Source organism: Micromonospora sp. LZ34, from assembly GCF_052981855.1.
Window position 1 is genome coordinate 1 of the sequence record NZ_JBRIQN010000029.1, and the last position, 26,076, is coordinate 26,076.

At 70.0% G+C, this 26,076-nt stretch carries 21 protein-coding genes; 3 read left to right on the forward strand and 18 right to left on the reverse strand.

Annotated features, from left to right (window positions below; genetic code table 11):
* Positions 1-55: 55 nt before the first annotated feature.
* On the forward strand, positions 56-2,734 hold the full coding sequence (locus tag ACVCAH_RS25685; protein WP_447138855.1) for an ATP-binding protein: 2,679 nt from the start codon (positions 56-58) through the stop codon (positions 2,732-2,734).
* Here the strand turns inward: ACVCAH_RS25685 and ACVCAH_RS25690 are convergent.
* The 5 genes from ACVCAH_RS25690 to ACVCAH_RS25710 form a co-directional block, all read right to left on the reverse strand.
* On the reverse strand, positions 2,724-3,134 hold the full coding sequence (locus ACVCAH_RS25690) for a hypothetical protein (RefSeq protein WP_447138772.1): 411 nt from the start codon (positions 3,132-3,134) through the stop codon (positions 2,724-2,726). The genes ACVCAH_RS25685 and ACVCAH_RS25690 overlap by 11 nt on opposite strands.
* Positions 3,131-3,520 (reverse strand): DoxX family protein, encoded by a 390-nt coding sequence (locus tag ACVCAH_RS25695; protein ID WP_447138773.1) that lies wholly within the window; start codon positions 3,518-3,520, stop codon positions 3,131-3,133. The genes ACVCAH_RS25690 and ACVCAH_RS25695 overlap by 4 nt, the downstream gene beginning before the upstream one ends.
* Before the next feature lie 333 nt (positions 3,521-3,853).
* Positions 3,854-5,038 (reverse strand): HEAT repeat domain-containing protein, encoded by a 1,185-nt coding sequence (locus ACVCAH_RS25700; protein ID WP_447138774.1) that lies wholly within the window; start codon positions 5,036-5,038, stop codon positions 3,854-3,856.
* A 494-nt stretch (positions 5,039-5,532) separates the two neighbouring features.
* The gene (locus tag ACVCAH_RS25705; RefSeq protein ID WP_447138775.1) at positions 5,533-6,114 is read right to left on the reverse strand and encodes a dihydrofolate reductase family protein; all 582 of its coding nucleotides are present in this window, start codon (positions 6,112-6,114) and stop codon (positions 5,533-5,535) included.
* A gap of 66 nt (positions 6,115-6,180) precedes the next feature.
* Complete coding sequence (locus ACVCAH_RS25710; RefSeq protein ID WP_447138776.1) at positions 6,181-7,020, reverse strand: helix-turn-helix domain-containing protein; 840 nt, start codon at positions 7,018-7,020, stop codon at positions 6,181-6,183.
* A gap of 384 nt (positions 7,021-7,404) precedes the next feature.
* On the opposite strand from ACVCAH_RS25710, the gene ACVCAH_RS25715 reads away from it, so the two are divergent.
* Entirely contained in the window at positions 7,405-8,283 is an 879-nt protein-coding gene (locus ACVCAH_RS25715; protein WP_447138777.1) for an IS5 family transposase, read from the forward strand.
* A 65-nt stretch (positions 8,284-8,348) separates the two neighbouring features.
* Here the strand turns inward: ACVCAH_RS25715 and ACVCAH_RS25720 are convergent, their stop codons facing one another.
* The 6 genes from ACVCAH_RS25720 to ACVCAH_RS25745 form a co-directional block, all read right to left on the reverse strand.
* Positions 8,349-9,098 carry a sugar isomerase domain-containing protein gene (locus ACVCAH_RS25720; RefSeq protein ID WP_447138778.1) on the reverse strand — a complete coding sequence of 250 codons (750 nt, stop codon included), beginning with the start codon at positions 9,096-9,098 and terminating at the stop codon, positions 8,349-8,351.
* The gene (locus tag ACVCAH_RS25725) at positions 9,091-10,275 is read right to left on the reverse strand and encodes a hypothetical protein (RefSeq protein WP_447138779.1); all 1,185 of its coding nucleotides are present in this window, start codon (positions 10,273-10,275) and stop codon (positions 9,091-9,093) included. The genes ACVCAH_RS25720 and ACVCAH_RS25725 overlap by 8 nt, the downstream gene beginning before the upstream one ends.
* 47 nt (positions 10,276-10,322) lie before the next feature.
* A complete protein-coding gene (locus ACVCAH_RS25730; RefSeq protein ID WP_447138780.1) occupies positions 10,323-11,255 on the reverse strand; it encodes an N-acetylglucosamine kinase in 933 nt (310 codons plus the stop codon).
* Entirely contained in the window at positions 11,252-12,148 is an 897-nt protein-coding gene (locus ACVCAH_RS25735) for a carbohydrate ABC transporter permease (RefSeq protein WP_447138781.1), read from the reverse strand. The genes ACVCAH_RS25730 and ACVCAH_RS25735 overlap by 4 nt, the downstream gene beginning before the upstream one ends.
* The gene (locus tag ACVCAH_RS25740) at positions 12,149-13,006 is read right to left on the reverse strand and encodes a carbohydrate ABC transporter permease (RefSeq protein WP_447138782.1); all 858 of its coding nucleotides are present in this window, start codon (positions 13,004-13,006) and stop codon (positions 12,149-12,151) included. It lies immediately after the preceding gene.
* A gap of 71 nt (positions 13,007-13,077) precedes the next feature.
* Positions 13,078-14,325, reverse strand: coding sequence for an ABC transporter substrate-binding protein (locus tag ACVCAH_RS25745; RefSeq protein WP_447138783.1), 1,248 nt, complete (start codon positions 14,323-14,325; stop codon positions 13,078-13,080).
* Between the two features lie 218 nt (positions 14,326-14,543).
* On the opposite strand from ACVCAH_RS25745, the gene ACVCAH_RS25750 reads away from it, so the two are divergent.
* Positions 14,544-15,272 carry a GntR family transcriptional regulator gene (locus ACVCAH_RS25750; protein WP_447138784.1) on the forward strand — a complete coding sequence of 243 codons (729 nt, stop codon included), beginning with the start codon at positions 14,544-14,546 and terminating at the stop codon, positions 15,270-15,272.
* 19 nt (positions 15,273-15,291) lie between these two features.
* Here ACVCAH_RS25750 and ACVCAH_RS25755 read toward each other — a convergent pair whose 3' ends face one another.
* From ACVCAH_RS25755 to ACVCAH_RS25785, 7 genes are all read right to left on the reverse strand, one after another.
* A complete protein-coding gene (locus ACVCAH_RS25755) occupies positions 15,292-18,615 on the reverse strand; it encodes a beta-N-acetylglucosaminidase domain-containing protein (protein WP_447138785.1) in 3,324 nt (1,107 codons plus the stop codon).
* Between the two features lie 320 nt (positions 18,616-18,935).
* Positions 18,936-19,934, reverse strand: a complete 999-nt coding sequence (locus ACVCAH_RS25760; protein WP_447138786.1) for a tannase/feruloyl esterase family alpha/beta hydrolase — start codon at positions 19,932-19,934, stop codon at positions 18,936-18,938.
* A 117-nt stretch (positions 19,935-20,051) separates the two neighbouring features.
* Positions 20,052-21,257, reverse strand: a complete 1,206-nt coding sequence (locus ACVCAH_RS25765; RefSeq protein ID WP_447138787.1) for a CaiB/BaiF CoA transferase family protein — start codon at positions 21,255-21,257, stop codon at positions 20,052-20,054.
* Between the two features lie 2 nt (positions 21,258-21,259).
* Entirely contained in the window at positions 21,260-22,729 is a 1,470-nt protein-coding gene (locus ACVCAH_RS25770) for a dihydroorotase (protein WP_447138788.1), read from the reverse strand.
* Positions 22,726-24,093 carry an FAD-dependent oxidoreductase gene (locus ACVCAH_RS25775; protein ID WP_447138789.1) on the reverse strand — a complete coding sequence of 456 codons (1,368 nt, stop codon included), beginning with the start codon at positions 24,091-24,093 and terminating at the stop codon, positions 22,726-22,728. The genes ACVCAH_RS25770 and ACVCAH_RS25775 overlap by 4 nt, the downstream gene beginning before the upstream one ends.
* Positions 24,090-24,731, reverse strand: coding sequence for an aspartate/glutamate racemase family protein (locus tag ACVCAH_RS25780; RefSeq protein ID WP_447138790.1), 642 nt, complete (start codon positions 24,729-24,731; stop codon positions 24,090-24,092). The genes ACVCAH_RS25775 and ACVCAH_RS25780 overlap by 4 nt, the downstream gene beginning before the upstream one ends.
* Before the next feature lie 10 nt (positions 24,732-24,741).
* Positions 24,742-26,064: an MmgE/PrpD family protein gene (locus ACVCAH_RS25785; protein WP_447138791.1), complete on the reverse strand. Its 1,323-nt coding sequence runs from the start codon at positions 26,062-26,064 to the stop codon at positions 24,742-24,744.
* Positions 26,065-26,076: the final 12 nt, after the last annotated feature.

Below are 26,076 nucleotides of genomic sequence, written 5' to 3' on the forward strand. Positions count from 1 at the left end.
TGCGCGTGCGGTCTCTACCTCAACGACCCCACCGCATGGATACGACCCCCGACGAATTAACGGCGCGGGGTACTTAGTCATCCGCGGCGAGGCCGGGATCGGCAAGTCGGCGCTCCTTGACCGGATCGCCGCGTCGGCGAGGGACATGTCGGTGCTACGCGGTGTGGGCATCGAGTCGGAGATCGAGGTGCCGTTCGCGGGTCTGCACCTGTTGTTCCACCCGTACCTGGACCGCGTCGAGGCGCTTCCCGGGCCGCAGGCGGCGGCGCTGCGGACCGCTTTCGGCCTGACCGCGGCCGGTGCCGGCGAGCGGTTCCTGGTCGGTGCGGCCACGCTGTCACTGCTGTCCGAGCTGGCCGGGGATCGGCCGCTGGTGTGCATCGTCGACGACGCGCAGTGGTTCGATCGGGCGTCCGCGGACGCGTTGCTGTTCGCGGCCCGGCGGCTGCGGCGCGAGCCCGTGGCCATGTTCTTCGCGGTACGCGACGAGGCCGGGCGCTTCACGGCCCCGAGTCTCGAGGTGCTGGCCTTGTCGGCGCTGGACCGGGCCAGCGCCGGTTCGCTTCTCGACCAGCAGGCGAACGTTCTGGCCCCGGCGACGCGGGCCCGCATCGTGGCCGAGGCGGGCGGCAACCCGCTGGCGATCCTCGAGTTCGCGGCCGCCCTCACTGACCGGAACGCCAGCGGGCGTCCGTGGTCGACGCCGGTCGAGCCGTTGCCGGTGACCGAACAGGTGCAGGAGGCGTTCCGGTCCCGCATCGGCGATCTCCCGGAGGCGACGCAGCGGCTGCTGGTGCTGGCGGCCGCGGACGACACGGCCGAGCTCGCCGTGGTGGCGCGGGCGGGCGAACGGCTCGGCCTGTCCGCGGCCGACCTGGAGCCGGCCGAGTGGGCCCGGCTGGTCCAGTTGACCGCTGAGTCGATCAGCTTCCGGCATCCGCTCATCCGGTCCGCGGCCTACCGGGGCGCGGCCCGCGGCTGGCTCGTCGCCGCGCACCGGGCGCTGGCCGAGACGCTGGACGGTGACGCGTCCGCCGACCGCCGCGCCTGGCACCGGGCCGCCGCGACCACCGGATGTGACGAGGCGGTGGCCGCCGAGCTCGAAGGCGTGGCGCGGCGGGCCGCCCAGCGGGGCGGATCGGCGGCCGTGGCGGCCGCGCTGGACCGCGCGGCCACCCTCAGCAGCGACCCGGGCCGCAAGGCCCGGCGGCTGGTCGGCGCGGCCCGCGCGGCGTACGACGCCGGCTGGCTCGACCGGGCGGCCGAATTCTCGGCGGCCGGCGTCGACCTCGCTACCGACCGGTCGACCCGCGCGGAGGCGGCCTGGATCCAGGCTCAGGTCGCCTACGAGCGCGACTCCCCCGCTGCGGCGGCGGCGCTGATGGTGCGGGGCGCCGCGCCCATCGTCGCATCCCATCCCGAGCAGGCGGTGTCGATCCTCACGGACGCCGTCGGGTGCGCCAAGGATGCCGGCGCGCCCGACGTGATCCGCAAGTCGGCGGACCTGCTGAGCACCGTGCCGCTGGAGCCCGGCTCCCCGCTGCGGCCGGTGGTCGCCGGGATTGTCGGATTCCGGAATCTCCTCGACGGCAGCACGAAGGAAGCCGTCACCGGAATGCGCGCCCTGGTGACCGCCGTGCGGTGCGGTCAGGTCACCGGGTTCGTGGAACGGGTGCTCGCCGGGTACCTGGCACTGATCGTCGGGGACGACGAGGCCGCGACCGAGGTGCTGGAGGTCCTCGCCGCCGACACGCGCCGGCAGGGCGCGTTGGGCTGGCTACCGTACGCCCAGGAGCCGCTGGCGATATCGCTGCTGCTGCGCGGCCGGTTCCGCGACGCCGAGACTGTCGTGGCCGAGGCGCTCGACGTGTCGACCGACCTCGGCCAGGACACGCAGACCACCATCCTCACCGCCATCCCGGCCTGGTTGGCCGCGATCGCCGGCGACGCGGTCGCGTGCGAGGCGATGGCGGGCCGGATGCTGCGCGCCGCGTCCCGGCATCCCACCAACGCCGCCCTCGCCACCTGGGCGCTGGGGCTGCTCGACCTCGGCCGTGGCCGCTTCGGCGCGGCATCCCGGCATCTCGACGCGGTGTGCGCCGGTCCGGCCCGACACGACTTTCCGGTGCGGATGGTCCCGGACCAGGTCGAGGCGGCCGTACGCGGCGGGGATTCCGCACGGGCGGCCCGGTTCCTGCCTGGACTGCGCGACTGGGCCGAGCACGTCGGTCAGCCGCACGCGGCCGCGCTGGTGCGGCGCTGCGATGCCCTGCGCGCGGTCGGCGGCGAGGCCGAGGCCCACTACGAGGCCGCACTCGCGCTATTGTCCGACGCCGGGCGGCCGTACGACCATGCGCGCACCGCGCTGCTCTTCGGCGAGTGGCTGCGCCGGCAGCGCCGCCGGACCGAAGCGCACATCCACCTGGCCGGCGCCCTGTCCGGCTTCGAGTCGCTGGGTGCCGAGCCGTGGGCGGCGCGGGCACGCTCCGAACTGACCGCGCTCGGCGACCGACCGGTGGCCCGGCCGCGCGACCGCGATCCGTTGGCCCGGCTGACCCCGCAGGAACGCCAGGTGGTGCTGCTAGCCGCGGCCGGGCTGAGCAACCGGGACATCGCCGCCCGGCTGTTCCTCAGCCCGCGCACCATCGGCTACCACCTCTACCGCGCCTATCCCAAGCTCGGCGTCACCAAGCGCACCGAGCTGGCGGACCTGGCGGCGCGCGCTACACCTTGACCATCGTCGACGCGTACCCGCCGCCCGGCCAGACCCAGCGGCCGGTGTTGACCGTGAAGTCGGCGTTGAATGCGCCTTCGAACTTGGCCGGGGAGCTGCGGTCGCCGAACCAGATCGTGAGCGTGTCGCCGGCCACCTCGTATGTGTACTCGAGGATCTCGCCGGACTGACCGAAGAAGTGCGACCGCAACGTGCCGGTGTCGGTGTCGAAGCCGATGTATTCGACACCTTTGGCGCCGTTGCCGTCTTCGGCGAGGTCGACCTCCTGGACCAGGAAGCGGCCGCCCTCCATCCACCGGTAGGTGACGCGGCCGCGTTCCCCGCCGTCGGTTCCAGACACCCGCCAGGTGCCGACCAGAACGGCCAGACTCCGGAGGGCCTGGTCCCGGTCGGCGCTCATCGCCGCCCCCGGATCTCGGACCGGCGTACGTACGCGACGGTGGCCGCCACCAGCAGCAGGACGAGCGGCAGCCAGGGCGCGACGCCGATCGCGACGTTGGTGATGGTCGCGCCGACCAGCAGCGCGGTCACGCCGAGCGCGGCGAGCCCGCACAACCGAGGAAGCAGCAGGCCGACCGCGCCGGCCAGCTCGACCAGGCCGACCGCGTAGCGGAACCACTGGCCGGCGCCGATCTCGGCGAACAGGTCGACCATGGCGGCGTCGCCGATCAGCTTCAGAACCCCGCCGGAGGCAAGCTGGAGCGCGAGAACGGCCTGCGCCACCCAGAGGGCGACGGCGACCGACCGGCGGCTGGCCGGCAGGACGACGGTACGACTGTTGCTCATGACGGATCTCCTCTGTGACGGTTGATCGATCGTCACGAGGACGGTATGACCGGGGCTATCAGTATCCGCATCCGTCGCCATACCTGACCGCGGCGGGTCAGCCGCGCCTCACTTCTCCACCTAAAGTTTGGTAACAGCGTTCCCACCAACACCGCCATCAACCTCGCTGCCATCCCCCGGGCCATCGTCGGTGCGATCACCGGTGGCGTGGCCGCCGCCGTCCACACCAGCCCCTTCCGCTGGTCAGCACACCCGCCGCCGATGCCCGGGACCTGCATGTCACCTGGTACGGACACTCGAGCGTGATGGTCGGGATGGAAGGACACCGCGTGATCAGCGTGCGGCGGTATCGGTCAGCTGAGCAAGTTCCGCATCGGCGATCCGGCGTACGGTCGGATCGGCGTCGCTGACGTACTGGTGAAGGATGTCGGGGGCAGCGTCGGGCACAAGGCGGCGTGCCGCAACTGCGACGCGCTGGCGGACCACGGGGTCTGGGTCGTTCGCCAGCCCTACCACGAGCGGCGCCCAGCGCGATCGCACGCTATGGGTACCGGTAAGTCCGCTGATGATGGCGGCGCGCACCGCCGGCTCGTCGTCTTGCGCCAGCGTCGTGAGCTGCGGCGGTATGCGCGGATCCGAGTCCACCGCCCTGCCGAGCGCCCGAGCGGCCTGGGCTCGCAGCAGCGGGTCCTCGTCAGCGGCGATCAGCAGCAATGCGTCGACCGCAGCCGCTCCGCCGACTGAGCCAAGGGCTTCGTGCGCGTCCTCGCGAACGTGCCGATCGGGGTCGTGCCGCAGCCGCAGCAGCGCCGGGGTTACCTCGACCTTGCGGAGCTGGCCGAGGGCGTACGCGACCATGGACCGTACCCGCGGCACGGGGTCTGCGGCGAGGGCGGCGAGTGGCGCAACCGCGTCGGCCCGGCCGGTGTGGCCGAGCCTGCTGATCGCCGAGATGCGTACCTGATCGTCGAGGTCACGCAGCGCCATGACGAGCACTTGGAATGCCCGGTCATCGCCAGCAGGGTTGGGAATCGAGCCGATCGCCACGGACCTGACCCGCGGGTCGGCGTCGGTCGCGGCTGCGGCCAACAGGTCGACATCCTGCGCTTCGACCACGAATCCGAGCGCCCACAGTCCTGCCCGGCGTAGTTCGGGGGTGCCACCAGTGGCCAGGGCCAGCACCGTGCGACGCGCGGCTGCCTTGTTCGTGTGCAATAGGTCGATGATCTCGCCAGTCAAGCTGTCCTGGTCGTCACCGAGATCGCGGGCCGATGCGCGCAGAAGCGACGGGAGCGCAGCCAGACCCTGGACGCCGGCCAGAATGCCGGCGATCAGGTCCCGACCGTAGAAGCTCTGCTCGTCGAGGAACCGGTCGAGCGCCTCGTGTAACCGGGGCACCAAGGTGATGTCCCCGCACGCCGCCAAAGCGGTGAGGATCGGCGCGAAGTCGTCGTAGTCGTCCTCAAGCTCCGTGGCATGCCGGACCACGGCCTCCAACGCTGCAGCACTGTCGATCATCCGGGTCACCATGCCACACGCCGCCGTCCATCCCAGTGCACGCTCCCCGAGACGGCGATGAACACTGCGGTCGAAGCCGCCACCGCCTGCGCTGATGCACACCCTCTAAACCGTCCTAGGACATCGACTCGAGGGGCTAGGGACCTGACCCGCTGGTGCCCTCGACCACGAGCGGCAACCAGTCGAGTCACTGTTCGGACACAACCCAGGACGAGCCTGCTTGGGTTCGAATCATCTCAGAGCCCAAGACCCCCGGAATCGGGCTTGACCTGGAGGGTTGGGCACGGGCTTGTATCGTGATCGACACGAACCGATCCTCAACGTGGCCCTTGATCCTGTGCTGCCATTCCATTCTCTTCACAGTTGAGGGGGTAATCGCTGGCTGGATGTTGGCTGGCGCGTCGGTCCCGGGGCAGCGATGCGCAAACGCAGCCGGAGGCCCGAACTTGTGTCACCGTTCGCAGTGGACTTCTTCGCGTACCCGCTCAGATCGGTCAACGGCGCACCCGATAGCGCAGGTGAAGCACCCGGTTGCCCTGAATCACTACGTCAGGATCCTCCAACAGGTGCTGCGCGTGGACCGACCCGAAGTAGCGCTTGCCGGACCCGAACACGACGGGTACGACGTCCATGCGCACCTCGTCGACCAGGCCTGCGGCAAGCACCTGGCCACCGACCTCGCCAGCGGCGACCTCGACTATGCGGTCACCCGCAAGCTCCTGCGCCTTGGCCACGGCTGCCTCGACGCCGTCGACGAAGTGGAACGGCGCCTCGGGGTCCCAGCCCTCGGGCTTCGGCCGGTGCGTCACGACGACCACGTGGTCGATCCCGCCCGGAGGCTTCCCGTCCCAGCCGTCCGTCATGTCGAAGACGTGGCGGCCGACGACTGTCGCCCCGACCTGGTCCCAGTACGGCCGGGTGTAGTCGTAAGACGTCTGCGACACCTTCAACTCGCCGCTCTCGTTCAACGGCACGTCACCGCTGGACAACCAGTCGAACAGCGGCCCGGGCTGGTCATTCTCGTCCGCGACGAAGCCGTCCACCGACACCGAGCTGTACATGACTACTTTGCCCATGGGGCGCTCCTCTGCTTTGGGATGCCCCCATATTGGCGTGTCGTGAGCTGTCGCTCTTGTAAGAAATCAATCGGCCGGCAGCGGCCAGCTGTCCAGCACGTGGCCGGGATGCTCGCGCAGGAACTGCCGCCGGACTTCGACGTACCGGGTCGGCGTAAGCCCGGTTAACGCCCGGAACTCGTGGCCGAAGTGGGCCTGGTCGAAGTAGCCTGCGCGACCGGCGAGGTCGCCCCAGTCGATCGGTCCGGCGGGGTTGATCGAGAACACGGTGGCGGCGAAGCGGTAGGTGCGGGCCAGCCGCTTTGGCGTGACGCCGATGAGCTCCTTGAACCGCTGTGCCAGATGAGTGCTGCTGACACCGGCTGCCACCCTCAGGTCGCCGATCGCCACCGCCCCGCTGGTCGCCGCGATGACGCTGCTCGTATGGCGGACCAATCCCAGGCCGGCGGTCTCGCACAGCCGTCGTGTTAGCTCTTCCTCGAGCAGCGTCAGCATCTCGTGCGGTCCGTCCGCCGTGGCCAGCCGGTCTCGCAGCTCAGCAATGGCGGGCCGACCCCAAACCTGCTCTACCGTCACCGGCCGGTCACACAGCTCGGCCGCGGGCATCGGCAGGAACGGCGCCAGCCCCCACGGCTTGAAGTGCACGCCGACGGACCGGGTCCGGAGTGGGTAGCCGAACTCCAACGCGCGGGTGGGCATGGTGACCACGCAGCCGTCGGCGTACTCGGCCGGCTCGATGTCCGTGCCGGCGCGGATGCGGAACGGCGCCCCGAGGTTGACGATGAGCAACGCCGCCGGCATCGGCGGCAGCGTCAGCCGGGCGTACGGCGACGCACCCTCCAGGTAGTAAAGGTCGTCGATCAGCCCGTCCAGCGGCGGTCGCGGCACTCTGGACACGTACTCCACGCCCACAGTATCGCCGACGCCCCGCCGGCATCGCCCTCGGCTTCCGCAACCTCACCCACTACATCGCCAGGGCACTCCTCGAAACCGGCGGATTCAGACCCCAACTACACCCCGCTTTGTGAAGAGCCCCATTCCATCGAACAGGCCCTCGCTCTCTGCGCATTTAGGACCTCCAGAATGGTCTAGAAGAGGGGCGGCGAGTCACCTTTCGGAAACCGCTGAAAGTCCATAAACCTCCAGCTCGCAACTAAGGCGTGTTTCAGAAGTCGTGGTGGCCGGTGAAGGTCACGGCGTGGCGGTGATCGATAGCTGAAGAGGTCTCCGGTAAACGGTTCAGCGACCAAGCTCGAACTTCATACCGGAGACCTCGTGGCCACCCTAGCGGTGACGAGGCGGCACGACCTCACCGACGCCCAGTGGCAGCGGCTCGCTGCACTGCTGCCTGCCGCGTCGGCGAAGGGCCGGCCGCCGAAGTGGGAGAAACGGCAGCTTATCGACGGGATCAGGTGGCGGATCCGGATCGGGTCGCCCTGGCGTGACGTCCCGGCCGAGTACGGACCCTGGCAGACGGTCTACGGCCTGTTCCGTCGCTGGCAGCGCGACGGCACCTGGGACAAGATCTTGACTGCGTCACAGGCGGCCGCCGATGCGGAAGGCCGGATCACCTGGACGGTCAGCGTGGACTCGATGACCAGCCGCGCACACCAACACGCCGCCGGCGCCCGCAAAGACGGCTACCTGCAGAAAGAGCCACCCGGCGGCGTGCACGACGAACCCGCCGATCACGCCCTCGGACGATCTCGCGGCGGTCTGACCACCAAGACGCATCTGGCCTGTGAGCAGGGACAAAAGGTCCTATCGATGGTCGTGACCGCCGGGCATCGTGGTGACAGCCCGCAGTTCATCCCGGTCCTGCGCCGTATCAGGGTGACCCGTCTCGGGGTGGGCCGGCCCCGCACCTGCCCCGACCTGGTCCTGGCGGACAAGGCGTACACCAGCCGCGGCAACCGCGCCTACCTGCGCAAGCGTGGGATCAAGGCGTGCATCCCGAGCAAGAAGGACCAGGACGCCCACCGCAAGGCCAAGGGCACCCGCGGCGGACGCCCGCCGAAGTTCGACCGAGACCTCTACCGGATGCGACACGCCGTCGAGAACGGCATCGCCCGACTCAAGCGCCACCGCGGCGTGGCCACCCGCTACGACAAGTTGGCCGTCCGGTTCCAGGCCGTCCTGACCATCACCATCATCTGCGAGTGGCTCTGACCGGCTTATGAAACACGCCTTAGGCCCACATGTGGTTGGTGTTAGGGGTAGCCGCCGACTCCGGGTCAGGGCTCGATCGGGCGGATCCGATCGCGGTACCGTTCCTCGAGGGCGGCATTGTGTGCGTCGCCGGAGGCGAGATTCGCCGAGATGTAAACGGGCGGGTGGAGGCCGCGTTCCAGCAGCCGGCGGCAGATCAGCTCGGTGAGGAGCTGCGCGATGAGCACACCGGTGAACGACGAGACCGCGCCTATGCGAACTCCTGGGATGATCTCCAGGGCGGCGTCCCCCTCGGGGGCATGGTTGTCGATCACCACGTCAGCCAGGTCGGCGAGATGCGGTCCTTGGGCCGTACGCGCCCTGGCAGAACGGGTGTGTGCGAGTGACGTGACGGCGATAATCGGATGCGCCCGGTCACGGGCCAGCGTCGCCATCTCGATGACTGCGGCGTTGATGCCGGAGTTGGAGACGATCAGGAAGCTGTCTTGCGCGGAGGGTGCGGCGAGGGTGTAGATCCGCTCGGCCAGGCCGGACTGGCGCTCGTATTTGGGGTCGAGGATCGGCCCCGGGTCGGCGCCGCCGAACATCACGAGATCCTTGACCGCCAGCATGCTGACGGCAGCGAGACCGCCGGCGCGCGCCGCGAGTTCGAGGGTGACGATCCGCGAGTGACCGGTCCCGAAGGTCTGCAGGACACCACCAGCGGCAATCGCGTCGGCAACGAGCTTGGCCGCCGACTCGATGGCGTCGAGCTGTGCGGCGAGGACTTGTTCGAGTGCGGTCCGGGCGATGTTGGCGTACGCCGGTTCAGGCACTGTTCCTCCTAGAGCGGTAACGGCCGCGGGCGGCCTCGACGGCAGCCTCGACGGCAGCCCTGACGACAATCTCGCCGCTTCCAGCGCTCACCGGGCTGGCATAGGTTTCGTAACAAGGTGGTGTGTCGCGGGTGGGTAGGTAGCCGACGTAGCCGTTCGTATAGCCGAGGACAAGGACGCATGCCTGGTCCGTCGCCGCAGAGCGAATCGCTTCACCCAACTCAAGGAACAACTCGCCGGGCACGCCCACGACTGTGATCCCGTCGAGGTCGACCGCCGCCACGTCGACCACGTACGGTTCGGTGCGCTGGCGGGCGGCCTGCTCCTCCGCGAGTCGCAGCCCCTGTTGCAGGACCCGGCGGATACGTTCGTCTTCGACCTGCGGGGTTGGGCGCAGGGAAGCGTCGAGTTCCGCCGGCTGTTTGGGCAGCAGTCCTACGCTCCGCGAGATCGGTGGGCGCACCGGTACCGGTGGGTTGTTGTCGGGATGTGGTTGCGGCAGTTCGACCCGACTGGCTACCCGGATGCCGAGCCGATCCACCTCGCGGAGTCCTCGCCCCTGCCGCGTGTGCCGGGTGCTGATGTCGCCGGCGGCACCGGTCGCGACGACGACCCATCTGTCGGGCGTGGACAGTGCTCGGCGGATGCCGCCGGACAGGTCCGCGCTTACATGGTTGTTGTCGGCGGAAAGGACGGTTGGGTGGACCGGGGAGATCACCACCAGGCCGACCACGTCGGTACCCGAGGTGACCACGATGGTGTCGACGGGAATGTCCATCGGTGGCGAATCCGCGACGTTGCGGCGACCTGCGAGCCCGGGGACCAGAGTGCGGGTGGCACCGAGCCTCGCCAGCCGCTCGGACACTATGGCATGGCGCGCGGCCTCGAGTGACGCGGCTTTGAGCCGGTCGGCGACGTGCCGCGGCGTGGTCCCACCGCCAGGGTTACAGCCTGCCTCGGGACTCGCATGGGTGTGGGTGGCGGCAACCCAGCAGGACGACACGCCGATGTCCCGCATGGCGCTCCGAATCCGCTCGACAACGTCGGCATTCACACAGATCAGGTCCGCGACCACCAACGCGAAGCGGTGACCGTCATCGGCGAAGGTCACCACGTGGACCTCCAGCGGGTCGAGCACGCCCTGCACGCCTTGGGGCCGGTCGGCGTACCCACCCATGGGTTCTCCTGACACGACCGCGAGGCGCGCCGTCCCGTGTCCGACCCTCATGCGTCGCCGCCCGGCTCGTGTGCCAGCAGGCGGGCGTAAGGGCCGGTACCGCGCAGCAGCACCGGGCCGCCGTCGAGCGGCTCCGCTCTGGGGCTGACCAGCGGCAGGCGCCTCGCGTCGAGTTCCGCTGACAGCGCCTGGTAGAGGACGTTCCCGGGTGCCAGTAGCCGTCCGCTATAGGACACCCGGCGTTCGGCCTCGCTGAGGCGAAGTCGCGCCGTCGCCGCCTCCGCCCCGTCGGCGAGATCGGCCGCCGCCGTGGCGCAGATGTGGCTCGCCACCCGGTCGTCCTGGGCGGCAGCGTCGAGAACCTCGCGAGCGAAGGCCGCGGTACGGGGGATTATCTCCGGGTCGCGGTAGTACCGCTGCAGCGACGCCAGGTTGTTGCCTCCGAGCGCCGCGACGAGGCGGTCGACCAACACGGTCTTCGGGCCGATCTGGTCGTACGACGTGGCCGCGGCGCGCATCCCGGCCAGCCCGATTGCGTACGCGCTACCGCGGTCGCCGAGATGGGGACCCCACCCGTCGAGCCGGGCATGGCGTCCGTCGGCGGCCACGGCCAGGACCGTTGTCCCGGTCCCGACGCACAGGACCACGCCGGCAGCGCCGAGCGCGCCCGCGTGGGCAAGGACGCTGTCCTCCACCACCACTGCCGGGCCGTTAAGGAGCCGCTCGATGGCGCGGGTGAGGCGCTGGCGCTCGGCATGATCACCGGGTACGCCGGTCAGACCGGCGACCACGCCCACGACCTCTGCGGGGAGGGAGATGGTCGCCGCGGCGCCGCGAATGGCCGCCAGGATCCGGTCGACACCGTTTTCGGCGGGCTGGTAGGAGAAGCCTGGCCCGACACCAAGTTGGCGGCCCGCCGGGGTGTGCAGCAGGAGCCGAAGCTCTGACTTTCCACCGTCGATGGTGATCGTGCTGGTCATCGCGACATTCCCGCGGTCAGGCCCGCGACGATCTGCTTGGTCGCCAGTGCGAACACGACCGCAAGCGGGACCAGGGCGATCACGAGGCCGGCGAACAGGGTGCCGCGGTCGGCGGCGAACTCGCCAAAGAACCGGGTTAGTCCGACGGGGATGGTGTACCTGTCGTCGCTGCGCAGCAACACCAGCGGGTAGAAGAAGTCGTTCCAGGTCGGTGCGAACTGGAACACCGTGACGACCGCGAGCGCCGGCCGCATGAGGGGCAGCACTATCGACACGAACAGGCGGCCCTCGTGTGCCCCGTCGATCCGCGCGGCCTCCTCCAGTTCGCCGGGCAACCCCCGCATGAAGCCCATGATCACGAAGACCGAGAAGGGAACCCCGCTCGCCGCGTACAGCAACACCAGACCGATCCGGGTGTCGATCAAACCCATCGACTGAAACATGTAGAACACCGGCAGCAGGCCGAGCTTCGCAGGAATCATCAGACCGGACAGGAAGAATGCCGCCAGCAGGGCCCGGCCGCGGAATCTCCAGCGGGACAGGGCATAGGCGGCCATCGCAGACACGCCCACACACAGCGCCACCGAAGCGCCGGTAATGACCAGGGAATTGATGAAATACGTCGAGATCGACGCGGTCTCCCAGGCGCGGGTGTAGTTGCCCAGGTCAAACGAGCTAGGCAAGCCGATCGGTGCCCGGAGGATGTCCGCGTTGGGGCGGAGCGAACCCATCAGCACCAGCAGCAGCGGGCCGAAGGCGATGCCGGCGTAACTCCACAGGATGACCTGGGTGCCGACACCGCGGGCAAGTGAGCGCTGGCGGCTGGCGTTCGGGTGGGCGGTGGCGCGGCTGGCTGCCGACGCGGTACGAGGGGTGCTCACGGCGGCGCTCAACTATCCGACCTCCCGGCGGCGCAACGCTCGCTCTAGGACGAGCGAGACACCGAAGATGAGTACGAAGATCAGCATGGCCAACGCCGAGGACTCTCCGATCGCGTTGCTGCCGCCTTGGAAGGCGGTCCGGTAGTAGAGCAGGCCCAGCACGTCCATCGCGCCGCCGGGTCCGCCGTCGGATCCGCCTAGCGCGTAGACGAGGTCGAAGATGTTGAAGCATCCGATGAAGGTCAGCACGGTGATCACTCCGGCCGCCGGCATCAGGAGCGGAAATCGGACGCTCCAGAAGGTCCGGGTGGCTGACGCTCCATCCATGGCCGCCGCCTCCTCCAGTTCCCGCGGGATACCGGCCAGGGCAGCACCAAAGATGAGCATCGGCCCGCCGATCCACTGCCAGGCGTTGACCAGGATCAGTACCGGCAACGCCGTGTCCGGCTCGCCGAGCCAGGGACGCGCCCACGAGTCCAGGCCGACCCCTCGGAGTACATAGTTGATCGGGCCAAAGGTGGGGCTCAGCAACAGCGACCAGATGTACCCGACGATCAGCGGGCTGATCAGGTAGGGAAGCGAGAAGAGGGTCTGGAACAACCGCTTGCCCCACGGATTGCGGTGCAGGACGACCGCCAGGCCCAGACCGATGGTGTTCTGGATCGCCATGGTGCCGAGGAAGAAGAGCACGTTGTGCCCCAGCGCGGCGGGGATCTCGTCACTCAGCGGATAGCGGGTGAAGATCTCCCGGTAGTTGCCGATCCCGACGAACTCCCCCTGCTGGATGCCTTCCCAGCGGAAGAACCCGTAGTAGAAGGCGGTGACGAGCGGTACCACGAGGAAGAGGCCGTAGAGCGCGAACGCCGGCACGCAGAATGCCGTGATCCACCCGGGCGAGACCCGTCCTGCCCGGCGGCGAGGCCGCCGGACAGGACGCATCGTCACTTCTTGGGCCGGAACCACTGATCGACCCCTCGCTGGATGTGTGCGGCTGCACCAGCAGCGTCGCTTCGCCCGAGGAGATAGTCGGAGAACGCCTTCGAGGCGAGGTCCCAGGCGGTGGGCGTGCCACCGGAGAAGTACGCGTAGGTGACGTACGGGCTCGGGTTCTCCTGGTACGCCCGCAATGCCTGCGCCAGGAGGTCGTCCTTTGGCTCGACACCCGGTACCGGGGAGATCTGGCGCAGCTCGCTGGAGAACGCTCGGCCGAATTCCGGCGTCGCCATCCAGCGCACCAGGTCCAGAGCCGCAGCCCGCTGGCGGGACTTCGCCGAGACCCCGAACGATCCGTCGACGTACCCTGGAACCAGCGTCTTGTCGACCGCCGCACCGGGCGCCGGCGGCACGTTGAAGATGCCCATCTCCAACTCTGGGTTGGCCTTTTCGAAGACCGCGAGTTCCCAGATCCCGCCTGGGAACATGGCGGCCCGGCCGGCGGTGAACAGCGCCTGCGCGTCGGCGTAGCTGATCCCGGACGACTGCGGTGGCCAGTACTTGTTCGTGCTCTTCCAGGTCTCGAGGGACTTCACCCAGGGCGCGTCCGGGAACTTCGCCTGACCGGCGAGCATCTTGGTGAGGTAGTCGGTGCCGCCGTAGGTCGTGGCCCCGAAGATCTCGTGCTGGATCGGCAGCATCCACGTGTCCGTGACGGTGCTCGCCAGCGGCACGACGTCGGCCTTGGCGAGCTTGTCGAAGGCCGCGATCATGTCCGCCCAGGTGGTAGGGGCGGTGACGCCGTTCTTGTCGAAGATCTTTTTGTTGTAGATGACGTGCAGGGTCTGGAGCGCGAACGGAACGCCGTAGACGCGCCTGTCACTGTCGCCCCTGGCGCCGTCGAGGACGGGCTGCGGGAAGGAACCCAGCTCCTTGATCTGGTCATCGAGGGGCACCAGGCTGCCGGCGGCGGCAAGCGGCTGGAGGAGGCCGTAGGAGCGCAGTTGCGCGACGTCTGGTCCGTTGGCGTCGGTCAGGCCGGTTCTCAGGATGGTGTCGTACTCGGTGTTCTTGTAGGGGACGTATTCCACGGTGACGCCGGGGTGCGCATCCTCATAAATCTGAAAGATCTTGTTGTATGCCGCGACATCCTCCTGCCGCCAGCCCCAGACCTTTAGGTTGACGGCCTTGTCGCCGCCTCCGCTGTCTGGGGCGCAAGCGGCAAGGGCGAGGGTGAGCAAGGCCACCACGCCCATCGCACCGCGCTTCCTGGGCATTACATCTCCGATCGTTGTGCCGCCCCCCACCGGACCCGGCGGAGAAGCCGAATCTAAACTGGTATAGACCGGTAGTCAACGAGTAGACCCGTCTCGATGTGCGGGACGGTGCCCGTACGATGACTCCATCAGCTAGGAAGGGAAGGGAGCCCGTGCCAAGGACCCGACACGAGCCGAGCGACGGGGCGCTTGAGTCGTTGCTGGCGGAGCAGACCCGCGCCAAAGGCAAGCACATCAGGGACGTCCTCACCGCGATGGTTTTGAACTCGCGAGATGGCGCGCTGCTCCCCTCCGAACGGGTCCTCGCCGAACGGTTCCGGGTAGCCCGGATGACCGTCCGAGGCTGCATCGACACGCTGGAGTCGGAGGGAATGGTCCGGCGGGTACCCGGACGCGGCACCTTCGTGCAGCACCCGACGCTGACCCACTCGGAGATCTTCCGCTCCTTCAGCGAGGACATGCGGGTGCGGGGCATGACGCCAGGCGCCAAGTCCTACCGCAGTCGCACCCGCCCGGCCACTCGCGCCATCGCCGCCAACCTCGACATCGCCCCGGGCGAGGCGACCCACTACATCGAGCGGGTCCGTACCGCGGACGGGATTCCGATGGCCCTGGAGCGGACCAACCTCGCCGCGACGCGGTTTCCCAACCTGCTGGAAATAATGGGGCGCGACGACTCGCTGTACGAAGTTCTGGGCCGCGCCTTCGGGGTGCGGCTGGAATCGGCACGCCAGACCGTCACCATCGCCCGCCTGACCGCCACCGAGGCGAAGCGACTCGAAGTCGCCGAGGACACCCCGGCGTTCCTGATAGAACGCATCTCTGTCGACAACATGGGCAACGTCGTGGAGTTCGGGCGGTCGCTCTACCGCGGGGATCGCTACGCCATCCAGATGCGCGTCAGCCCCCCTTCCCAGAACGGCTGACGCGCATCCAGATGTCCGGTCATCCGAGCCCGGCGAAGAAGTGCTCCTGCAGCTCGGCCGCGCTCAGCGCGCGAGCATAGACAGCCGCCTCGTCGAGGTCGCCCTGCAGCCGCTGGAAGGTGTCGTCTCCACGGCCACCAAGCTTGAGGCTTGCCGTACCGCTACCGGGGACCACCGCTGTCGCGATGCTGCCGTCCGCGACGCCGTCGAGGTACACGGTTAGCCGGGACCCGTCGAACACGGCTGCGACATGGTGCCACCTGTTCGGCACCAACCGGGTACGCCCGGAGACGACGCCGTATCCCTGGCCTGGCGTGCCCAGCGACCACGCCTGCAGCACCCCGTTGTCCACCCGCAGCACGTACCCATTGACCGCCGGTGTGTCGTAGCTCTCGATGATCGCCTGCCCTGGCGCCGGGGCGAGTTGGTCGAGCTTGACCCACGCCTCCAAGGTAAAGGCTCCCTTCAGGTTCGTTCCCGGGCTCCGCGGCACGTCGATGTAGCCGGCCGAGACATCGGCCGCGCCATCATCGGCAAGCACACCGTCGGCGCCCGGCCGCGCGCCGTCCCGATAGGTCCCGTCCTGTCCGCTGGCGGAGCTGTCGACGGCTGTCTCGGAGCCAGCCGCCTCGCCCAGCCGCCAGTAGCCAGTCGGGTTCGCCCCCGCCACGAACTCCGGATAGCTGCCCGCCCCGACCAGGATCGGGAGCGACAGGTTGACCGGTGCGATGCCGTCCATCTGCACGGTCACCGCGACCTCGTGCCGCCCAGGGGCAGCGTCCGCGGGGACCGTCACCTCTACCGGTACGCTCGTGACGATGGTCCGACCATCCGGCCGGGCGCGGAGGTTCTGCGTCGCCGGGTTGACGGTCCAGTCATCCGGGCCGCTCGCGGTGACGCGGCCACTCAAGCTACTCGCGGCGAACACATCGAGGGTGACCTGGAACCGCTTGGTTGCCCCCGGCTTGATGAGCGAGCCCGGCGGGTCGATCGACACGCTACCGCTGAGCACGTCGGAGTAGTGCGTAACGATCTCGTAGACGCGCGGTGCGACGGAACCCGGAGTCCACCGGATCCGCACCGCGCTGGCCGCCAGGTCCTGGGCCGGCACCTTGGTGAATCCATCGGCGAGCGGTCCAAGATCCACCCAGGTGCCCTCGACGAGCGCCTGGATCATGCCGTCCGCCGGAGCGGTCGCGTCCTGCACGACGGTCACCGCGGAGAGCCGGTGCGGCTTGGTGATCGGAACCTCGATCGCGTCACCGTCCGCTGGCTTTCCGGCGGCAACGTAGGCCGTGTCATCGCGCCGGTCGGTCAGGTTGCCCAGCGGAGAGCCATCGGCGGCAGCAGGTGCGCCGGTGGGGATACCGAGGTCGCCGAACCAGCGGTCACCGATGTAGCCGTCACTCTGGGACGCCGCGAAGTTGAGCAGTTCGTCGACCGGGCCGGGCGAAATCTGGTGCCAGGTACGGTCGAGAATGGCGCGCGCGCTCGCCTGGTCCCGTCGGGCCAGCCAGGCGTCTTCGCCAGCGTCCCGGTCCTGGGCGCGGAGGATGCGCAGCGCCGCCCGACCTGCCTTACCCGTCACCCCGACGCGGTCCAGCCACGGCCCGATCTGCTTCAGGAGCAGCGGGTTGTCGAGCTTTGCCCGCAGCGCGGCGGGAAGTTCCTCGAGGCGACGCAGCTCGTCGTCGAGCTGGGCGAGCTGGGCGTCCACGGATCGGCCCGCCCGGTAGTCGGCGATGAACTGCTTGATGAGCGCGGCGAACTCCGGCTGTGCGGTGTTGTCGAGCGCGCTACTCCGGTTGTTCTCGGCGAAGAGCCGCAGTTCCTGGTACGCGTCGCCGCCGAGGATCTGCAGGGTGCGCGTCCATGAGCGTTCCGGGTCGTAGGCCCCGGGGTTCCAGGAGTAGTCGGCCTGGGTACCGAGTGGGATCTGGGAGGCCTCCTGGTCGCCGACGAGCTCGTTGTAGGAGATGCCGATGACGTCGTCCGCCATACCGGCGTCCCGGTTTACCAGCGGGCCGAGCAGCAGCCGGTTGCGGGCGTAGTCGTTGACCGGGTAGTTGTCCCAGATCATGATCCGGTGCCGTGGCCACACCTCCTGTGCGGCCCGGAGGTCTTCCTCGGTGATGCTCGGGGAGACCACTGACCGGCCCGTCCAGTACAGGTCGACGTCGGTGCTCAGCAACTCGTCGAAGCGGTCTTTGTAGGGGGTTTTCGCCATGGCCGAGTACTCGGTCGGCACGGTCACCATGCGGCTGGCGCCGGCGTGCTTCGCGATGAAATTCTCTTGCATGAAGTTCGTGACACCGGCCTGGGCAGCCGCGAGCGGCGACGGGTCGGCACCGTAGGCGTCCCGGTCCTCCTGGCACGCGAAATTGCCCGACACGTCGTCCCAGGCGATGACGTAGCTCTTGATCCCGATGTCCCACAACTGCTCGAAGCGGTTCAGCAGCTGGGCCCGATCGTCGTCGCGTACGTGACACATTCCCTGGCTGGGCGCCATCGGCGCCTCCGGCGAGATCCGGTACACGAAGTCGACGTGACGGGCCTTCGCCAGGTCGACGATCTCCTTCATCAGGGCCAGCTCAGCCTCGTCGTACAAGGAGTCCCAGTTAGACCCGGTACGCAGGTCGTCCGCCGGTCCGTAGAAAAACATGTTCATCTTGTGCCGCGCCAGGAACTCGATCTGCGAGCGCCGATCCTCCTGCGACCACACCGGTCCGTAGAAGGATTCCATGCCGCCACGGATCTTGTAGCCCGGCCAGTCGCGAATCTGCACACCGTTGACGGCTGCTCGGGGGCCCGCCGATACGAGCAGCTGGCGGAGTGACTGGACGGCGTAGAAGGTGCCGGCACCATCAACGCCGGAGAGGACGACTCGCGGCCGGTCGCGCGCGTCGAGGCCGGCCGCCAGCACGTAGCCCTCACCGGGCAGTGCTTCCGGGCCCTCGACGCCGAGGGCACTCAGCGCACCCGCGCTCGCCGGAGTCTCAGTCGGCCCACCCAGGACAATCACAGGAAGCGGCGACGACATATCTCCGTCGCGGACAATCCGGGCGGTGACGTCATGCTCGGCAAGCAGATCCACGAGCGATGTCTGCGCTGCCGGATCGGCGGCCTCGCCCGCGACAACATCGATGATGTCGGGCAAGACCACGACTCCCGGACGCGAGTCGACCTGCTGCGGCGCCGGAAGAACCTGCCTCGCGCGCGCCTGCCCGGGAGCCTGTTGTTCGGCTCGGGCCGGCGGCGCGTGCAACACGCCGACGACAAGCATGACCGATGCGGCGAATGCGACAGGGCGGTGATACGCGCGAGAAATGGGCGAAAGTAACATGCGACCTCCACTTGTGCCGGTCTAGGTGGGCGAACCCTGCCGGTGTCTGCCGGCTCCGAGCGCGGTGGGCCGGCCACCGCAGGTGGTAACCCGCACGAAATCCGCCAGGCCGGTCGGGCCAGCAAGAGCGAGGATCGGCCATCGGCCTGCGGTGCTCGCCCGGGATGGTGGGGTTGGATCGGGATCGATGGATTGGTCTATGCCAGTAACCAGAATTCCTTCCGTGCCTGGCAACGTCAAGCCCCTGCCGGTTGAGCGGAGGCTTCTGTGGCCACCGGTCGCACCGTCGCCGACACGTGCTTGCCACTCGTCTCTCCTGGTCAGACCCCGTTGCATACTGCGATCAGATTGTCGACATACTGGTCTAGGCCCGCTACCACGTCCGGTTGCGTCAGGTAGTGTCGGGCCGGCTGATCCTCGGCCCGGTGCACCCTGCAATCCCGCCTGTTGGCCGCTCCCCCCGGGCACAGCAGCGTCGCCGGGTCGAACCGGCAGGCCCGCGGGTCGTCGACGACACCGTCCTTGACCACACCGTCGCAGGCCGTTTGCACGCCCTGGTTGGCCACCGCCGCGGCGGCCGCGTCGACGATCTGGCGGTCGTCGGCGTCCCGGTTTTGCTGCTCGCGCACGCCCTGGGACAGGGGGGCGAGGTAGTTCTGCCGGTTGGCCGGCGTGCCGGCGACGAGCCCGTCGAAGTCGCCGGGCCAGCGCTGCGCCTCGACCAGGGCCTGCCTGCCACCGGTCGAGCAACCCACGAAGTAGGCGTACGCGGGGGCGTGGTTGATCATTCCCTTGAGGAGCGCCCTGGCCGCGAGCGCGGTCAGGTGCTCCGAGAGGTAGCCCCAGGTGTTCTGCGCGGCGGTGTTGTCGAGCGCGAACGAGGCGTCCGAGCCGCCGCCGACGTGACTGGTGTCCGTCGGAGGCGACAGCGTAGCCGAGGTCGACAGTGCCGTCGCCGGACGTGCCGGCGGTCGGGATGCTGCCGCAGAAGCCGCCGCCGCCGCCCAGTTGGACGTAGCGGCGGTTCCAGTCGGCCGGCACCTGCAGAAGATGCAGCTGGATGACAGAGGTGCTGCCGCCGTCGGCGCCGACCGTGATGCTGGCCCGCACGTCGCAGTAGGACGTGGCGGCCGCCGTGGCGCTGGTGGCGGCGGAGGTGACCGTCGTCGGGTAGCCGACGGCGCGGCTGAGCTTTCCGGCGGCGGCGGTGGTGGAGCAGTCGAGTCGTGGCTTGGCGTGGGCGATGCCGGGCGACCTGGCGACGGTGAGACCGGCGGCGACGAGCAAGCCGGCGAGGGAACGGAACCTGTGGAGCACAATGGCCCCCAGTGTTTCGCTGAGCGGAACGTGGCTACACCACCACGATCCGGAGGATGACGCTAGAGCTGGGCGGATGCCGTGTCAATATCCATGTATGTCGTTCCGACGGGCGGGACCTAGCCCAGCACGCCACGCTCCCGGAGAGCCGCCAGCTCCTCCGCCGACAGGCCCAGCTCGTCGCCGAGCACCGCGTCCGTGTCGGCGCCCAGCGCCCGCCCGGTGAACCGGATCCGGCCCGGCGTGCGGCTCATCCGCCAGAGGAGGTTCTGCATCCGAATCGGACCCAGGTCCGGGTCGTCCACCGTGGTCACCAGCTCCAACGCCCGCACCTGCGGGTCGTCGAGCAGCTCGCTCGGCTTGTAGACCGGGCCCACCGCGGCCCCTGCCTCCTCGAACGCGCGCAGCACCTCGTCGCGGGTCCGCGCCCCGATCCACTCCCCCACGTAGCCGTCGAGCAGGTCGGCGTGCTGCGCCCGCTGGCGGCCGGTGGCGAACCACGGCTCGTCGATCACCTCGGGGTGGCCGACCAGGGTCAGCACCCGCCGGGCGATGCTGTCGGCGCTGGTGGAAATGGCCACCCAGTGCCCGTCGGACGTGCGGTAGGTGTTGCGCGGCGCGTTGTTGACCGACCGGTTGCCGGTGCGCTGCTGGTCGACGCCGAGCTGGTCGGCGTAGATCACGCCGGGCCCGACCGCGGTCATGATGGGGGTGAGCAGGTCGAGGTCGATCTCCTGACCCCGGCCGTCCTTCTCCCGTTGGAACAGCGCCATCGAGACCGCTGCCGCGCCCGCCATGCCGGCGATCGAGTCGGCCAGGCCGAACGCCGGCAGCGTCGGAGGGCCGTCCGGCTCGCCGGTCAGGTGGGCGAAGCCGCTCATCGACTCGACCAGCGTGCCGAAGGCCGGCCGCGACGCGTACGGGCCGGACTGGCCGAAGCCGGTGACCCGCAGCAGGATCAGCCCCGAGTTGTCGGCGGAGAGCACGTCGTAGCCGAGCCCCCAGCGCTCCAGCGTGCCGGGCCGGAAGTTCTCGATCACGACGTCGGCAGTGGCGGCGAGCTTGCGGAAGATCTCCGCGCCGGCCGGGTCACCGAGATAGAGCCCGACCGTTCGTTTGTTGCGGGCCACCATCTTCCACCACAGCGGCTGGTCACCCTTGGCCAACCCGTGCCCGCGCATGCCGTCGCCGCGGCCCGGGTGCTCGATTTTGATGACCTCGGCGCCGAAGTCGCCGAGCATCTGCGCCACCAGCGGGCCGGCCAGGATGGTCGACACGTCGAGCACCCGCAGGCCGGCCAGCGGTCCGTCGTTCGCAGCGGACATGCTCACCCCTGGTACGGACGGTGTACGTAGCGGCCGCTCGGGGTGCCGACGATGTTGCCGGCGTCGAGCACGTGCTGCCCACGGACCCAGGTGTCGGTGACCCGGGCGCCGAGTTCGAAGCCCTCGAACGGCGTGTATTCCTGGGTTGACTCGGAGTCGGCAGCGTGCACGGTCCAGCTGGCGTTCTCCACGAGGCACAGGTCGGCGTCGAAGCCGACACCGATGGTGCCCTTGCCGGGCAGGCCGTATCGGCGGGCCGGGTTCCAGGCGACCAGCTGCGCGATGCGCTGGTGCGACAGGCCGCGCTTGCGCCCCTCGGAGACCAGGCCGGGCAGCAGGTATTCGGCGCCGCCGAAGCCCGACTTCGCGGCGAAGATGTCGTCGCGCGGGTCGCCGAACTTCATCTCGTCCTTGCAGCACGCGTGGTCACTGACCACCCAGTCGACGCTGCCGTCGAGCACGTACTCCCAGAGCGCCTCCACATCCTCCTGCGGGCGCAACGGCGGGTTGACCTTGCCGCCCAGGCCGTGCGCCGTGTCCACACTGGCCAACAGGTGGCCGATGGTGACCTCGCGGCGGAAGTCGACATGCGGGAACGTCCTGGCCATCAGCATCGCTGCCCGCAGGGCCTTGCGCGAGGAGAGGTGCAGCAGGTTGATGTTGGGCAGCCCGGTCTCGTCGGCCAGGAACGCCGCGATCGTCACCGCGAGCCCTTCCGAGTGCGGCGGCCGCGACGCGCTGTAGGCGGCCAGACCGGACAGCGACCGATCCTGCTCGACCAGCTTCGTGTAGGCGGTCATGATCTCGGCGGTCTCGCAGTGCAGCGACAGCGACACGTGCGGTGCGGCCTCGGTCAGCTTCTCCCGGGCCGCCTGCACGCCGCGCATCACGAACTCGAAGTGGGCGAGGTCGTAGCGCTCGTTCGGTGGGATCATCAGGAACGAGCTCTGGTCGGCGGATCGCCCGTGCAGGCCGTGGCTGCCGTAGAACATGAAGATCTTGAAGGAGGTGACGCCGAAGTTCTCGACGATCGAGGGGATCTCGTCGATGTGCTCCTTCATCATCGGTGCGAGGTGGAATCCGTAGTCGATGAACGAGCGCCCTTCCGAGGCGGACAGCACGTGCGGGAAGAACTCGGCGTACGAGCCGCCCCGGTTGAGGTAATACTGCCCCGTGCGCATGTAGGTCAGCCCGGTGGTCACGCCGCCCTGCGCGCTGGCGCGGCTCTCGGTGGTGGTGTCCTCGGCCAGCGGGTTGTAGATGCCCCAGTGCTGGTGCGCATCGACCGCGCCCGGGTACGCGAACCGGCCACGGCCGTCCACAACGGTCTGTGCCTCGTCGGCCGGGATGTCGGCCTCCAGCCGCACCACCTTGCCACCGGCGATGCCGATGTCGAGCCGGTCGCCGTCGGGCGAGCCGGCGTCGGGCCGGACCACGGTTACGTTCTTGATCAGGGTTTCCAGCGGTTTCATGCGTTTCCTCCCGTGGTTCGAGCGACGTCGTTCGCCGCGAGGTAGGCGAGGCCGAGGGCGGGCAGAAGGCCGTTGCCGGCGAGGTAACCGGCCGCGCCATGACCGGAGATGCCGGCCGCGGCGCCGCCCGAGGCGTAGAGGCCGGGGATCGGCGCGCCGCCCGGGCGCAACACCCGGGCATGCTCGTCGACCACCAGGCCGCCCTGGGTGTGGAAGAGCGCCGGCACCACCCGGGCGGTGAGGTACGGCGGCTCCAGTGGTGCTTCGAAGAAGGTGCGGCCGAACCGGTCGGCGCGCTCGCCACGTGCCACCGCGGCCGTCTCGGCGAGTTCCGCGGCCACGGCCTCGGCCGGCAACCCGGTGACCGACGACAGGGCGGCGGCGTCGGGCGCGTGCAGCAGCGCGCCCGACTCCACGCTCTGGCGGAAGTCGGTGAACGTCAGGCAGGCATCGTGGATCCGGCGGTCCAGCACGAGCCAACCGGACGCGTCCGGGCGGGCCGCGAGCGCGGCGGCGTACTCGGAGTAGCCGGTCGTCTCGTCGCCGAACCGCCGTCCGGTGGTGTCCAGCAGGAAGCCGCCGTGCATCACGGTCGCCCAGCCGACCAGCGTCGTGGAGCGGGCCGAAAGGGCGGCGTGCCCCTGGTACGCGTCGAGGAACGCGCTTTGCGCGCCGAGCGCGGTGCCGATCCGCAGCGCGTCGCCGCGGGACATCTCACTGCCGTGGTAGACCGCCTTGGCGATCTCCGGCAGGTGCTCGCCGACCAGGGTCCGGTCGGCGCCGTAGCCGTTGGTGGCCAGCAGCACCGCGCCGGTCGGGATCTCCTCGCGCGTGCCGTCCGGCCGCTCGACCACCGCGGCCCGCATCCCGCCAGCGTCGATCACCACGTCGACCAGGCGGGCCGGCACCAGCAGGTCGATACCGGCCCTGGCCAGCCGCTGGACCAGATGGTCGAGCAGCACGGTGCCGTGCCGGCCCTCGACGGTGTGGCAGCGGTCGACCGAGTGGCCCGGGTAGTGGAAGTCGGTGACCAGGGACAGCTCCAGCCCGACGCTGTCGGCCAGCCACCCCACCAGCTCGGCGCTCACCGCGCCGAGGGCGCGGGCGAGCCTCTGGTCGCCCTGCCCCTTGGTCTTGCGCGCGACGTCCGCCGCGAACAGCTCGGCCGAGTCGTCGATGCCGGCGGCCCGCTGCCACCGCGAGCCGGCGCCCGGGATCATCGCAGTCGACATCGAGGTGTTGTTGCCCCGGCGGAAGTGCTTGCTGGCCTCGACCACCAACACGTCGAGGCCGAGCTGCGCGGCGCGCAGGGCGGCGACCAGGCCCCCGCCGGCGCCGGCGACCACGAGGTCCGGTCCGGTCACGCGCCCACCTCCCCCGCGCCGATCAGCCGCAGCGCCAGCGCGGTCGGGTCCACGACCCGGGCCGGCAGGCTGACGCCGGACGGCAGGTCGACGGCCGAGCAGCCGTTAATCACCGCACGCGCGCCGCCCGCGGCGAGCGTGCCGACGGCAGCGCCGAGTGTGCCGGCCCAGCGGGAGGTGTCGGCGATCGCGTGCACGTCGAGGTCGAGCACCTCGACGCCGAGCAGGTCGGCCGACCAGCCGTAGACCCCGGCCCGGGCCACGATCTCGTCGGCGATCGCCTTGTTGCGGGCCACCGCCGCGCACCTGCGCCCGGTCAGCACGGCCCAGCCGAGGCTGAGCCGGAGCAGTCCGAAGACCGGCACCGGCAGGGCGCCGGCGAGGTCCGCGACGCCGGGGTCGAGGACGCAGTCCGGTAGCAGCGCGTCGAAGCCGGCCGGCGCGCCGCGCAGCGCCGCGGCGACCAGCGCCTCGCTCTCCCGCACCTGCGCGTCGGTGTCCAGGGCGCGGGGTGCGTCCGGTCCGATGTCGTGCAGCACGACCTCGACGCTCGGCGGCGAGAGCGCGGCGTAGCGCGCCTGCCGGCGGGCCAGTTCCTCGGCATCGACGTGGATCGGGGTCACGGCATAGATCCGCAAGGTCTTGCTCCTAGATCTCGGCGAGCCGGCGCAGGTCGGGTCCGACGTCGGCGCTGGCGGCCAGGCCGGCGGCGACCTCGTGCACGGCCCGGACGGTGTCGGCGTGGAGCAGGCGTTCGAGCAGCGCGAGCACGTCGCCCTCGGCCATCGGGTGGTGGGCTGCGTCGCCGATCGGGTTGGGCACCTCGAGCACCCGGGGTGGCGCGCCGGAGGCTCGGACGGTGACCCGGGCCGCACGCTCGTCGGGCAGTCGGGCGTCGAGGTCCGGAGCCACCCGCAGCACCACCTTGGCGGCCAGCGCGCGCACCCGCGGGTCGTCGCGCCGGTCGTCGGCGGAGACGGCGGGGTCGACGGTGCCGTGGACCAGCGCGGCGGCCACCACGAACGGCGTCGAGAACAGCGCGGCCAGCCGGCTGTCCCAGCTCGTGCGGCCCAGCCCGCCGGCCAGCGAGTGGGTCTCGACCAGGACCTCCTCCACGGCGTCGAGCGTCAGCCCGTCGGCCCGCATCAGCAGGGCCGCGTCGGCGGCCGGGTGGGTGAATGAGCAGGACGCGTGCCGCTTGAAATAGCCGAGCTGCACCTCCCACCGCGTGCCGAGCCCGTCGGTGAGCGGCGCGGGGTCGAACCGGCCGAGCACGTCGCCGAGCGACACCGCGGGCGTACCGGTGTTGCGGGCGACGCCGGCCGCGGCCATCCGCGCCGCCGCCAACCCGGACACGTTGGAGGCTCCCAGCCAGGCGTCGCGGACCGGGTTGCCGTCGAGCGCGCTGGCGAAGTGTCCGGCCACCGGCAGGCCGGCGCCCGCGTCGATCGCTGCGGCGACGCCCCCGCCGGGCAGGCCGAGCAGCCGTGAACAGCCGGCCGCCGCGCCCGCGACGCCCCAGCTGCCGTGTGGATGCATGCCGGCCCGCAGGGTGGTGGCCCGGCCGAATCGCGCCGCCACCTCGTAGGCCGCGAGCAGCGCCGCCATCGTCTCCGGCCCGGAAGCGCGGAGGTCGGCGGCGAGCGCAAGCACCGCAGGTAGCCCGTGCGCCGCCGGATGACCCCTGGCGTACTTGTGCCCCTCGTCGAGCTCGAGTCGTGCCATCGCGGTCGCGTTGAGCCAGGCTGCCGCCTCGACGGTGGTGGTCGTGCCGCCGCCGACCAGCGGCGCGGGCCCCGGCCCGGGGCGCCAGGCGGCGACCAGGGCCCGCTGCTCGGCCTGCCGGGCGCCGACCACGGTCACGCCGAGCGAGTCGAGCAGCACCAGCCCGAGCCGGCCGCGGACGGCGTCCGGGACGTCGGCCCAGCGTAGCCCGGCGGCCCAGGCGCCGAGCCGAGCCACGGCTTCCACGGTGGAGGTCAT